This is a genomic window from Pseudomonas sp. SH10-3B (genome assembly GCF_019891415.1).
Taxonomy (GTDB): Bacteria; Pseudomonadota; Gammaproteobacteria; order Pseudomonadales; family Pseudomonadaceae; genus Aquipseudomonas.
In genome coordinates, this window is sequence record NZ_JAFLXD010000045.1 from 40,018 (window position 1) to 52,310 (window position 12,293).

Annotated in this window: 13 protein-coding genes; 9 read left to right on the forward strand and 4 right to left on the reverse strand. The window is 59.7% G+C overall.

The annotated features are described in order from the left end of the window. The first annotated feature begins 18 nt into the window (after positions 1–18). Positions 19–897 carry a DMT family transporter gene (locus tag J1G35_RS25255; protein ID WP_223016324.1) on the forward strand — a complete coding sequence of 293 codons (879 nt, stop codon included), beginning with the start codon at positions 19–21 and terminating at the stop codon, positions 895–897. Here J1G35_RS25255 and J1G35_RS25260 read toward each other — a convergent pair. After that, positions 894–1,784: a triacylglycerol lipase gene (locus tag J1G35_RS25260; protein WP_223016325.1), complete on the reverse strand. Its 891-nt coding sequence runs from the start codon at positions 1,782–1,784 to the stop codon at positions 894–896. The genes J1G35_RS25255 and J1G35_RS25260 overlap by 4 nt on opposite strands. 175 nt (positions 1,785–1,959) lie before the next feature. Here J1G35_RS25260 and J1G35_RS25265 point away from each other — a divergent pair, with 175 nt between their 5' ends. After that, entirely contained in the window at positions 1,960–2,490 is a 531-nt protein-coding gene (locus J1G35_RS25265; protein ID WP_027607715.1) for a ferritin-like domain-containing protein, read from the forward strand. A 418-nt stretch (positions 2,491–2,908) separates the two neighbouring features. Here J1G35_RS25265 and J1G35_RS25270 read toward each other — a convergent pair whose 3' ends face one another. Both J1G35_RS25270 and J1G35_RS25275 read right to left on the reverse strand, forming a co-directional pair. Continuing rightward, a complete protein-coding gene (locus J1G35_RS25270) occupies positions 2,909–3,886 on the reverse strand; it encodes a hypothetical protein (protein ID WP_223016326.1) in 978 nt (325 codons plus the stop codon). Between the two features lie 178 nt (positions 3,887–4,064). Next, entirely contained in the window at positions 4,065–6,134 is a 2,070-nt protein-coding gene (locus J1G35_RS25275; protein ID WP_223016327.1) for an AsmA family protein, read from the reverse strand. A gap of 358 nt (positions 6,135–6,492) precedes the next feature. On the opposite strand from J1G35_RS25275, the gene J1G35_RS25280 reads away from it, so the two are divergent. Then, the gene (locus J1G35_RS25280; RefSeq protein WP_053134520.1) at positions 6,493–6,864 is read left to right on the forward strand and encodes a hypothetical protein; all 372 of its coding nucleotides are present in this window, start codon (positions 6,493–6,495) and stop codon (positions 6,862–6,864) included. Between the two features lie 157 nt (positions 6,865–7,021). Then, a complete protein-coding gene (locus J1G35_RS25285) occupies positions 7,022–7,654 on the forward strand; it encodes a TetR family transcriptional regulator (protein ID WP_223016328.1) in 633 nt (210 codons plus the stop codon). Positions 7,655–7,659: 5 nt separating this feature from the next. Here the strand turns inward: J1G35_RS25285 and J1G35_RS25290 are convergent, their stop codons facing one another. After that, entirely contained in the window at positions 7,660–8,190 is a 531-nt protein-coding gene (locus J1G35_RS25290; protein WP_053134516.1) for a C40 family peptidase, read from the reverse strand. A gap of 340 nt (positions 8,191–8,530) precedes the next feature. Here J1G35_RS25290 and ureE point away from each other — a divergent pair, with 340 nt between their 5' ends. From ureE to J1G35_RS25315, 5 genes are all read left to right on the forward strand, one after another. Then, positions 8,531–9,031 (forward strand): urease accessory protein UreE, encoded by a 501-nt coding sequence (gene ureE, locus J1G35_RS25295; protein ID WP_053134514.1) that lies wholly within the window; start codon positions 8,531–8,533, stop codon positions 9,029–9,031. After that, complete coding sequence (locus J1G35_RS25300) at positions 9,028–9,702, forward strand: urease accessory protein UreF (RefSeq protein WP_223016329.1); 675 nt, start codon at positions 9,028–9,030, stop codon at positions 9,700–9,702. The genes ureE and J1G35_RS25300 overlap by 4 nt, the downstream gene beginning before the upstream one ends. 23 nt (positions 9,703–9,725) lie before the next feature. Continuing rightward, positions 9,726–10,340 (forward strand): urease accessory protein UreG, encoded by a 615-nt coding sequence (gene ureG / locus J1G35_RS25305; protein WP_012721947.1) that lies wholly within the window; start codon positions 9,726–9,728, stop codon positions 10,338–10,340. Positions 10,341–10,362: 22 nt separating this feature from the next. Further along, entirely contained in the window at positions 10,363–10,935 is a 573-nt protein-coding gene (locus tag J1G35_RS25310; RefSeq protein ID WP_223016330.1) for a HupE/UreJ family protein, read from the forward strand. Between the two features lie 125 nt (positions 10,936–11,060). Next, on the forward strand, positions 11,061–12,182 hold the full coding sequence (locus J1G35_RS25315; RefSeq protein ID WP_223016331.1) for an AGE family epimerase/isomerase: 1,122 nt from the start codon (positions 11,061–11,063) through the stop codon (positions 12,180–12,182). The last annotated feature ends 111 nt before the right edge of the window (positions 12,183–12,293 follow it).

Sequence of the window (12,293 nt, forward strand, 5' to 3'; positions counted from 1 at the left end):
CACAGGTGGTTTCTTTCGATGCAATACGCGTATCCCCTGCTGGCCATCTTTATCTGGGCCGGCAATACCGTGGTCAACAAACTGGCCGTGGGTTCGATTTTCCCGGCTGAAATCGGCTTTTACCGCTGGTTACTGGCCGCGCTGCTGTTTACCCCGTTCATGCTCAAGCCGGTTATCGCGCATTGGCCGCTGATCCGCCCGAACCTGGGCAAAATCTGCATCCTTGGGGTGCTGGGCATGGCGGTGTACCAGAGCCTGGCGTACTACGCCGCTTCGCTGACCAGCGCCACCAATATGGGCATCATCCTGTCGTTGATGCCGTTGATGGCCCTGACGGCGGCAATCATCAGCCTGGGTCAGCGCCTGACCTTTGGCGCGCTGACAGGTGCGGTGCTGTCGTTCGCCGGGGTTGTGGTGGTGGTGTCGGCCGGCAGCCTCGGCGCGCTGCTGCAGCACGGCGTGAACCTGGGCGACGCGATGATGCTGGTCGCGACCCTGGCCTACGCGGTCTACAGCACCCTGTTGAAAAAATGGCAACTGCGCCTGCCGCCGCTGGTGCTCCTGTATTTGCAGGTGCTGGTGGCAGTGGTGGTGCTGTTTCCGCTGTTTGTGTTTTCGACGAAAGCCGGCCTGGGCTGGACGAATATTCCGCTGGTGCTCTATGCGTGCTTACTGGCTTCGATGCTGGCGCCACTGGCGTGGATGCATTCGGTAAAGACCCTGGGACCAAGTCGCACCACGCTGTTTTTCAACCTGCTGCCGTTGATCACTGCATTGATTGCCGCCGTGGTGTTGAAGGAAGAGTTGGCGTTGTATCACCTGGTGGGCGGCTTGCTGACCTTGGGCGGGGTGATTTTGTCCGAGCGCTGGACCACGCCAGTGCGCCGCCAGGCTTAAACCCCGGCCGCCTTCAGGCGCTGGGCATGCTCGACGAACAACCGGATCGGCTCGGCGCCCTTGCCCACCAGGCCCATGGACTGGTTGACGATATCGAAATGGTCGAGGGCGTAGTCATCGCCAATCACCACCCCCAGGTGTGAACTGTAGCGCCCGACCATGCCATCGCACTGGCCCTTCTCGCGCACGAAGCTGCGGGCGAACAATCGGCAACTTCGATTTGTCCCGTCCAGCAGGTTGCGTCCACGGTCGGTCTTGCCTGGTTGCAAGGTGCCGGACCATGAGTAGTAGCGCACCCCATTGACCACCTCCGCCCCGTGCCCGCCCCAGGTGTGCGGCAGCCCTTGGGGATACTCGCGGTTGAACAGCGCCACGCCTGCGCTGGTCAGGGAATGGTGGGATGCCTGCAAATCCGCCTTGAAGCGCGGGCCGCGATAGCCGGTTTCCAACAGGCTCATCACCCCGGCAACCAGATGAAACAGCGCACTCATAAGCCGCCCCTTCACGCTGTCGGCCGGATAATGCGCGTGGATATGGTCCGCCAGTTCCGAGCCGTGGTTAGGCCCGGCCACCGACGTCACCGATGCCACCCATTCCGGGCGCTTGGCCGCCGCATAACGGGCGGTCAGCGCGCCTTGGCTATGGCCGATCAGGTTGACCTTGTCGGCACCGGTTTCAAGGCGAATCCGCTCGATCTGCGCCAGTAGCTGCTCGCCACGTACCTCGCTGGAATCCAGCGGCGCCACCTGAATGGGAAACACCTGCGCCCCGCCCGCCCGCAATGCCGGAACAATGCCGTACCAGTAGGGGAATACGCCCAGGCGCACGAACCCCAGCATGCCGGGCACCAGCACCAGGGGATAACGCGTGGCTAACAACTGCGACATGAAGCGAACGTCCTTGATCAAGAAAGGATGATGGCAGGCTAGCGCAATTCCGGCGACGCGCTGATGACACGCCAGGCAAATCCAATAAAACTTTTTGCTGCACCCGCGACTCACAACTTGGAGCGATCACGCCGACAGAGCGTGGCGTAAACCGGATTAGCCCCAGGAGATTGAGATGACTGAAGCAAATTTGACCGACGTTGCGACCCTGCGCAGCCGCGCCCGCCAGAACGTCGAAAACGGTGCCGTGACCGAGGGCTATGACGCCGACCGCGAAGAAATCATCCGCTTGCTCAACGGCTCACTGGCCACTGAACTGGTGTGTGTGCTGCGCTACAAGCGTCACTACTTCATGGCCAGCGGCGTTAAAGCGGCCGTCGCCGCGCAGGAATTCCTCGAACACGCCACCCAGGAAGCCGAGCACGCCGACAAACTTGCCGAGCGTATCGTGCAATTGGGCGGCGAGCCGGAATTCAACCCGGACCTGCTGTCGAAGAACTCCCACGCCCAATACGTGGCCGGTAACAGCTTGAAGGAAATGGTCTACGAAGACCTGGTGGCCGAGCGGATCGCGGTGGACAGCTACCGTGAAATCATCCAGTACATCGGTGATAAGGATCCAACCACGCGCCGTCTGTTTGAAGAGATCCTGGCTCAGGAAGAAGAGCATGCGGACGATATGGCCGACATCCTCGAAAGCCTGTAAATAGCGGCGCAAAAAGGTGGGGAGAGTTGGTTAACCGGCTCTCCCCACTTTTTCTGCCATGACCGTTATCCAGTCAGAAACCAAGACAGGGCCATTCCAGCGAAGGAAGACATAGTGAGCAGGTAGGGAACTACAATCCAAAGCTTGAGACTTCTTGGAATACGTTTCACATCCTCAACGAGTACGAGGTATCTCCATTGAAAAAGCCTCGGCATAAGGATGACAGGGGCAATAGCGAAGAGACGTTTCAACTTCCCACCAAACGGTCCGAATCCAAACCTGTATTTGAACGTCACTATGAATGAACTGAACTTGAGATAGTCTTCAGCCTCTTCAAGCCTTGTATAGATGACATATAAATTTAAGGGAACGCTCAGCAACATCAACACACCCGACCACATACCGATGGACTCTGGCATCATTCCCACCCTGAAACTTCATAAAGGCGGGTTCCTATTTGCTCACCCGTGTGGCTTCCTAAAGCACCCACGGCGAGGCCACCAATGGCCCCGCCCACTATGGCGCAGCCTAGCGCACTCGCTCCGGCGGTAGGTATGGCAAAAACTGCTGCACATACGGCAACCCCAAGTCCCACTCCTGCGTACCCCCCGTAAGCGGCGCCACCAACTCCTAACACCAGCTTCCCTCCCTCCACAAACTTCGCCCGAGTACATTCCTGCTCGCGCCCGGTGGAACATGCCTCCGTTATTTCCAAGGCCGTCGCTCCAACATCCAGTGCGATACCGATATAAGTACCCTTTTTCAACATCTGTGATGCTTTGGCGATGCGCTTGACTGTCTCTTCGTACTTACGAATTTCACCGTGATGCCAATAGCTTTTAGTAGAAATGCCCAACATTCTTTTGATCGACCCTTCATTTTTCAAGCCCGTACCCAAACGAGCCATACCCGAGAGCTGCCCCTCCAGCTTTGCAAACAACACCCTGCGTTTTGCCAGAAACTCATCCCTCGCGGCCGTTGTACCCTTGCTCAAGTACTGCTTATGCAAAGCGTCGATTTCGTGGAGTGTCCTCTCGACTGCCGCAAGATGCTTACTCCAGGCACTGCTGGCACTCCCGACACCGATCGAAGCGTTGGTCATGATGATCTGTAGTAGATCGTAGTTTTTGATCAAAAACTGATCGGTTGCGGAATGCGCCAGCAAAGCCTGTTTTATGTTCTGCGCTGAGCGCATCAGTTGCGCTTCTTCAGCGGTGCAAGACGCCGTGCGCGCATCAGGAATGATCACCAACTGCCCTGGCAGTACCACGACATTGCGGATGTGCTGGTTGACGATGTCGAACTTTGTTTGTGTATGGGGGGTAAGAGAAAGGCTGAGCTTGAGCATTGGATAAGGCTGCGGTCGCTCATTGATAAATGCGTAGGCTCCCTGCATGGATTACACCTCCAAGTGACTGTGGCGGCCGACTATAGGAAGGCAACCCAGGAGGCGTAAGGGGAATCAGGGGCGGTTTTAGCGCTTCAGAAATGAGCTACACAAGACTAGGATCATACTTACGGCGCCGTGATAAAAAAGGCGACCCGAGGGTCGCCCTTTCTGACAATTTCGACGATCAGCCTTTAACCGTCTTCGGCGCCTTGCCTTCCTTCATCTGCTGCAACAACGGCGCACACTGGTTCGGTGCATCGGCGCTCGGTGCCACCAGCGCCAACAGACCTGCTGCCGGGCCGGCGATCACTCCGAGTGCCACCATGCCCGCGCCACGCAGGGCCAGGGGGATAGCTTTCACACCCGCATTGGGTTTGATAAACGGCCCGTTGACGTACAACGGCGAACGCAGGGAAAACAAGCGAAAGCCTTTGGACTCAGGGGTGACCGTCAGATCCAACTGCTCGGTGGCCATGTTGGCGGTGCCATCGATGTAGATAATCGCGCTCTCGGTATCGAACACGAACAACCGCGTGGTTGCCAGGCCGGTCTTGATGCCGAAATCCGCCGCCGCGCAGTTGATCTTCACTTCCTTGTCGCCGAACAGGCGGCCCACCACATAGTTGCCGACGTTGAGCCCGGCAATTTCCATCAGGCCACGGCTGATGGCGCCGTCGTTGATGAGCATCTTCAGGTCACCGTTGGAGCTGCCCAACAGCGCCGCGACGGAGTTACCGCGCCCGGAAATATCGGCATCGCCGTTGAGTTCACCAAAGCTGGTTTTCATCGGCTCGAAGGTCGGGAACAACTGCTTGAGCTTGAAGTTGCGCGCGGTGAGTTTGGCGCGGCCTTCCATGGGCGTGGTGCGGCCGTTCAAACGGATCTGCGCATCGAGCTTGCCGCCGGCCACGCCGAATCGCAGCGGTTCCAGGCTCAGTTCGCCGTCGTTGAGCACCAGGTGGGTGTAGAGGTCGGTGAACGGCAACTCGGCACTGTGCACGATGCGTTTGCCGGTGAATTCCACATCGGCATCCATGTCGCGCCAGCGCTCGGTGCGGAACTCTTCCACCGGCAGCACTTTGGTCGCCGGTTGTTTGCTCATCCCGCCACGCGCTTTTTGTTTGGCGTTGGAGTCGGCACCGATCAGCGGCGCGAGGTCGGTCATCAGCAACTGGTTGGAGACCAACGCACCGCTGAGCTTGGGACGTGGCTGGCTGGCAACATAGGCGAGATTGCCATGAATATCGCTGTTGCCGATCTTGCCGTTGAAGTTTTCGTAGCTGAATGACGCGCCGCTGGCCTCGTGCAACTTGGCGATCAAGTGGCCGTCAGTGGAGTAGGCCGGTGAATCCGGCAAGGTGACGCCGGTCAGCGGGTAGAGGTTACCCAGGCTGCTGCCGGACAGTTTCAGGCGCAGGTCCAGGGCGCCGAGGTTCAACGGGTCGGTCAGGGTGCCGGCCAGGGCGATGCTGGTATCGGCAATCTTGACCTGGGCTTGCAGCGGAAACGGCTTTGCCGCGTCCTGCAGGGCCAGCAGGCCACCGATCTTGCCGCTGCCGTCGAGTTTCTGGCCGTGATACTGGCCTTTGACCTTGAGGGCGAACGCATAATCCTGGGGGGCGGAGCCTTTTTCCAGGGCCTTTTTGGCATCGGCGTCGCCGACGATTTCGCCGAACGGGATCGGTTTACCCAGCGGGTCGATGATCACGTCCAGCTGAGTCTTGAGGGTCTGGTCGTCGAGGGTCACGTGGCCCTTGTCGAAGCCAATGGCGCCAATGTCCACCACCCAGCTGGACGGTTCGGCGTTGGGGTCCTTGGGGTCGAACTTGAACGTCCAGTTGGCGCGGCCATCGGCCAGGCGCTGCAACTCGGCACTCGGCTCGGTGAGGTCGATACGCGGGATCACCACGCGCTGCACCAGCAAGGCCAGCGGCGAAATACGCAGCTCGACTTTTTTCAGCGTGACCATCTGCGGTTTTTTCGACCACTCGGGGTTGCCCAGGGTCAGGTCCTCGGCAATCACATGGGGCCACGGCACCCAGGCGCGCCAGCCGCCTTCATCGGGCTCACGTGCCCACACCACTGCCAGGTTGCCGTTGATGGCAAACGGACGATGCAGCTCTTCGGAGACTTTGGCATTGAGCGGAGGCTTGATGCGGTTCCAGTCAAAGAACACCAGGACCAGTACCACCACAGCGATTAACACAACGAAGCTGGCGCAGCTCCAAGTGACGATTTTACGAGTGCGCGTCATTGCACAGAACTCCTGAATACGACCGGCTGAACCAACACCTGTAGGACAGCTTATAAAACTACGACTGGCAAACCACCCATGGGTTTAACCCAATCTCCGATTTACCGGTAAAAACCTGCTTTCCTGACCGTTTCGACAGATTCGATCATTCGCGACGCACCATTGTTACCCAGGTTCGTGTCGAAAATACCCACCCAGGTGCAAAAGCGCGTGCTTGAGAGGCTCGATCTAGAGCCTCTCTCACGAACAATCAATTCCGTTGATTATTACCATTGTGTTTATGAACTTTTATATCGACATATCGAGAGTAGCATTAGTCCTGTACCCACTTTATCGCCCTCCCAAGGAGCAACCCATCATGAAACGCCAAGTACTCGCTACCGTCCTGTTGTCCATCCTGGCTTCCAGCGCCTTCGCCCTGCCAGCCGCCGAACAGGTCACCCCACAAGTCAAAGCCGACGCCGTTCACTTCAACCAGACCCTGGCCCGCAGCGGTTCGCAAGAAGACGAGAACCGTGACTACGCCAAAGGCGCTGTTGCTGAAAACGGTTCGGAACACGCCAACAAACGCGCCTACACCGAAGGCGTTGCCGAAGGTGGCCGTGATCGCCTGGAACAGAAAGGTCTGGTTGAAGGTGGCGCCGAACAAGCCAACGACCGTGTCTACGCTGAAGGTGTTGCCGAAGGTGGTGCTGACCGCCTGCAAGAACAACATCAAGCACAGAGCTAATCCGTGGTAGCCCAGAAAAAAGCCCGATCACCCGATCGGGCTTTTGACTTTCTGGCGTTTTGTTTCAGGTAGCCCCCTCCCCCGCGCCAAGTTCGACGCCGACGAAGCTGTTTTGCTAGAGTGCATCGCTGTACTCGCCGACAAAGCCCTCCCGCCCATGCTGCCCCGCGCCGAACAGAAGCAACAGACCCGCCTCGCCCTGATGGACGCTGCCCGCCATCTGATGGAGTGTGGCCGTGGATTTGGCAGTTTGAGCCTGCGTGAAGTGGCCAAGACCGCCGGCATTGTACCGACGGGTTTCTATCGCCACTTTGCCGATATGGACGAGTTGGGCCTCGTATTGGTGAGTGAGGTGGGCCAGACCTTTCGCGCCACTATTCGCCTGGTGCGCCACAACGAATTCATGATGGGCGGCATTATCGACGCCTCGGTGCGGATCTTCCTCGATGTGGTCTCGGCCAACCGTTCGCAATTCCTGTTCCTGGCGCGCGAGCAATACGGCGGTTGCCTGGCTGTACGCCAAGCCATCAGTGCCCTGCGCGAAGACATCACGCGCGACCTCGCTGCCGACCTGACCCTGATGCCCAAGTTGCAGCACCTGGACGCCGAAGGCCTGCACGTGATGGCCGACCTGATCGTCAAAAGCGTGTTCGCCACCCTCCCCGACATCATCGACCCACCGGCCCAGGCCTTGCCTGAGCACCTCTCGCCCCAGGCGAAAATCACCCAGCAACTGCGCTTTATCTTTATCGGCCTCAAGCATTGGCAAGGGCTGGGCAGTACGGAGTAGGCCGGTCAGCCAGCGGAGTGAAAGCGCTTGGCGGTGCTGTAGTTTTTGTTCCAGTAGCGATTGCTCAGTGAATCGATTCGCACCTTCTTACCCGTGCGCGGCGAATGAATGAATTTGCCCTCGCCTATATAGAGGCCGACATGACTGACCTGGCTGCGCCCATTACCCTTGAAGAACACCGCATCCCCAGGTTTCAGGGCATCGCGTTTGATTGTCATCGCGTTTGAACGGTGCATGGCCGCCGTGGTGCGTGGGATACGAATATTGGCTTCGGTCTTGAACAGGTAAACCAGCAAACTGCTGCAGTCGAAGCCCTGCTCCACGCTACTTCCACCCCACTTATACGAGGTGCCCAGCAATTCATGGGCGCGGTCAATCACGTTTTCGATGGCTGGCCGCTCTTGCAACTCTTGCAGTGATTGCAGGGGCGTCGCGATCTGGATAGGGGCCACCATGCGCTGTTGAATATTGGCCGATGAGGAGGACGTGAGCAGGTAAAGACTGAAAATGAATAAACACACAATTGATTTGAACATAACGGAACTCGCCGTGGACATTTAGCACAGGGCAAATCCTAACGGTCCAGCACGTAAGCAGATGAACTCCAAATCTTGAGACCCGGTAGGAAAAATCCGAAAATACATCTCACAAAGCGGATGATGGAAACCTCAAGCTTTAAACAATACCCGCCCAGGAAAAATGCACCTGTTTAGTGCCTTAAACTCAACAGCGCACCAACATAAAACACCCTCGCACTTCAGTAACGCCCTATTCGGTAGCATTCCCACAAGCACCGACAGAGAATTCCTACATCAACCCGTGATTGGCAAGCCCCTTGCTCTAGCTGTTTCATCGCTCATAGCTGGAAGCTTCCTGATGCTGGTGATCCACCGCCGAATCGCCCCTCAAGCCCTCTGGGCCGCTGAATTGCTGCTGAATTTCGAAGCACGTAGCAAGAGCCGCCTGCGCTGTTTCAGTGCCGACGGTGAAGACGTCGGCCTGTTTCTGGAGCGCGGCCAGCCGCCGTTGCACGACGGCGAATTCCTACAAGCCGAAGACGGACGTGTCGTACGTGTCTGCGCTCGTCCTGAACAACTGCTGCACGTCACCTGCAGCAGCGCCTTTGAACTGACCCGCGCGGCCTATCACCTCGGCAACCGCCACGTGGCGCTGCAGGTCGGGGATGGCTGGCTGCGCCTGCTGGATGACTACGTGCTCAAGGCCATGCTTGAACAGTTGGGCGCGCATACCGAAACCCTCGAAGCACCCTTCCAGCCGGAACACGGCGCTTATGGCGGTGGCCACCATCATTCGCGCCACGGCGATGAAGACTTCAACTACCCGCCCAAGCTGCATCAGTTCGGCGTACGTCCATGAACCCAGCCTGGGCGCTGCTGCGTCTGGCCAGTCCGCAATTGCCGATTGGCGGCTACAGCTATTCCCAGGGCCTGGAAATGGCCGTTGAGAATGGCCGCGTGAAGGATGCCGCCAGCGCTCGCCGTTGGATCAGCGACCAATTGCTGCTCAACCTTGCGCGCTTCGAAGCCCCGTTGTTGCTCGCCCACTGCCGCGCCGCCGCAGAGCAGGACTGGTCAGCATTGGCGCAGCTGTGCGAAGCGCATCAAGCCAGCCGCGAAACCCGAGAGCTGTATCAGGAGAGCCGGCAGATGGGCTATTCCCTGCAACAGTTGCTCAATGGCCTGCCGGAGCTGGACAGCGACGCCCGCACCTTTCTTGAAGAACGCCGCGAACCGCACCTGGCCCTGGGTTGGGCCCTGGCCGCACGCGCCTGGGCCATCAGCCCCGACGACGCACTCGCCGCCTGGCTCTGGAGCTGGCTGGAAAACCAATTGGCCGTGCTGATGAAAACCTTGCCCCTGGGCCAGCAAGCCGCGCAACGCCTGACCAGCGAGCTGCTCCCATTGCTGCAACAGGCCCAGCAAGACGCGGCCCGTATCGACCCCCACCATTTCGGCAGCGCCGCCTTTGGCCTGTCCCTGGCGTGCATGGCCCACGAGCGCCAGTACAGCCGACTGTTCCGTTCCTAGGGCTTTAATTTTTGGAGAAGCAGATGAACACACAACCCCTGCGTGTCGGTATCGGCGGCCCGGTAGGCTCCGGCAAGACTGCCCTGACCCTAGCCCTGTGCCTCGCGCTGCGCGATCGCTACAACCTGGCGGTGGTCACCAACGACATCTACACCCGCGAAGACGCCGACTTCCTGGTGCGCAACCAGGCCCTGGCGCCGGAGCGCATCATCGGCGTGGAAACCGGCGGCTGCCCGCACACGGCGATTCGCGAGGACGCCTCGATCAACCTGGAGGCGGTGGACCAACTCAACCGCCGCTTTCCCGGCCTGGACCTGATCCTGGTGGAGTCCGGCGGCGACAACCTCTCCGCCACCTTCAGCCCGGAGCTGTCGGACCTGACCATCTACGTGATCGATGTGTCCGCTGGCGACAAGCTGCCGCGCAAAGGCGGGCCTGGTATTTGCAAATCCGACCTGCTGGTGATCAACAAGATCGACCTGGCGCCGCTGGTGGGCGCCTCACTGGAGCTGATGAACAGCGACACCCAGCGCATGCGCAATGGCAAACCCTTTGTGTTCAGCAACCAGAAAACCGGGGTCGGCCTGGAAGAAATCGTCGCCTTTATCGAACGCCAAGGCCTGCTGACCGCCGCCTGATCAACCCATAAGGAACCTGTTTATGAGCCTCAATAAACTCTTCGCAGCCGCCGCCCTACTGCTCGCGCCTGCCCTGGCTTTCGCTCACCCTGGCCACGGCGACAACGGCCTGGTGGCCGGTATCAGCCACCCGCTGGGCGGCCTCGACCACTTGCTGGCCATGGTTGCGGTCGGTCTGTGGGCCGCACAACAAAAAGGCGCCGCGCGCTGGGCCCTGCCGTGCACCTTTGTCGGCACCATGCTGATCGGCGGGATGCTGGGTTTTGAAGGGCTGCAATTGCCCGCGCTGGAAAGCGGGATTGCCGCCTCGGTCCTGGCCCTGGGCCTGGCGGTAGCACTGGCGGTGCGTCCGCCATTGTTCATGGCCGTGGGTGCGACGGCCTTGTTTGCGCTGTTCCATGGCGTGGCCCATGGCTTGGAGCTGCCGGACATGTCGAGCCCTTGGGCGTATGCCGCAGGGTTTGTCGGCGCCACCGCGGCACTGCACGCTGCCGGGTATGCGCTGGTGCGCTGGCTGCCGGCTGCGGCGGCGCCGTTGGTGCGCATTGCCGGGGCGGCTTCGGCGGCGACTGGGATGTGGCTGCTCGCCAGCTAAACGTCGCACGCTACAAGCTGCAAGTAAAAGCCGAACCGCTCTTACTTGCAGCTTGCCGCTCACAACTTAACGCTGCCCCTCTGCTACCATGCGCGCCTACACCCCTGCCGTGACGACGCCAGCCGATGCCCATCGCTCCAAGCTCCGCCCCCCAGCCTTCATTGAATGCCGTGCTCACGCACTTCCACACCCTGATCGTGCCGCTCTGGCAGGGCCCGGGCTGGAATGCCGAATTGGCGCTGCCCTATGAGGCACTGGACGCCGATCACCGCCCACTGCCCCCGCAACGCTACCGCGCCATGGCCTGCGCCCGGCAGTTGTACCTGTTCGCCAGCCTGATCGGCGAGCCAGGGGCGGCCTTCGCAGAAGAGCGCGCGGCGGTGCTGTTCCGCTCCCTGCAACGGCACTTCCACGATGGTGAGCACGGCGGCTGGTTCTACAGCATCGACCCCGCCGGCCAGCCGCTGGACAAGCGCAAAGACCTCTACACCCATGCTTTCATCATTTTCGCCTGCGCCCATTACTGGGCCAAGGTGCGTGAGCCGCTGGTGGAGTCGGTGCTCGATGCGGCCCTGGAAGTGGTCGCCACACGCTTTGCCAGCGGCGACGGCCTCTACGAAGCGGTATTGGAGCGCAACTGGTCATCGCTCAAATCCGGCCCCCTGCAAAACCCGCTGATGCACCTGGCCGAAGGCTTCCTCGCCACGCTGGCCGTGCGCGAAGATGCCATCACCCAAGACGCCCTGCTGGACTTGGCCACCGCGATGCAGAAGCACTTTATCGACCGTCAGCACGGCGTGATGATGGAAAAACCGTTGGGTGCTGTGGATAACTGGTTTGAGCCGGGACACCAGTTCGAATGGTTCTTTTTGCTTGAATCGTCGGATGTGCTGCGCGGCACACCACTGCATGCCTCACTGACGCGGGCATTTGCCTACGCAGAACTCAAGGGTGTGGATAACGCGACCGGGGCGGTCAGCGGCATGTTGGCACTCGACGGCAGCGTACGCGACGGCACCCAGCGTATCTGGGCCCAGGCGGAATACCTGCGGGCACTGACCTTGCGGCCTGGCAGTGAGGCGGTGCTGCAGCGCCAATTGCTCGCGCTGCAACAGCACTTCCTGCATGAGAAAGGCTGGCATGAATGCCTGGATCCCAAGGGTGCGGTGAGCCGGCGGGATATGCCATCGACCACACCGTATCATTTGGCAACCTGCTACCAGGGGCTGATCCAGCATCTTGGGTGACCTGCAGGGCCTCATCGGGAGCAAGCTGAACTGGCCTAATGATTTTGGACACTTCAATCGGGCGCTATGATAGCGCCCAAATCTGAGGTGTTTGGTTATGCGTAAATCTTA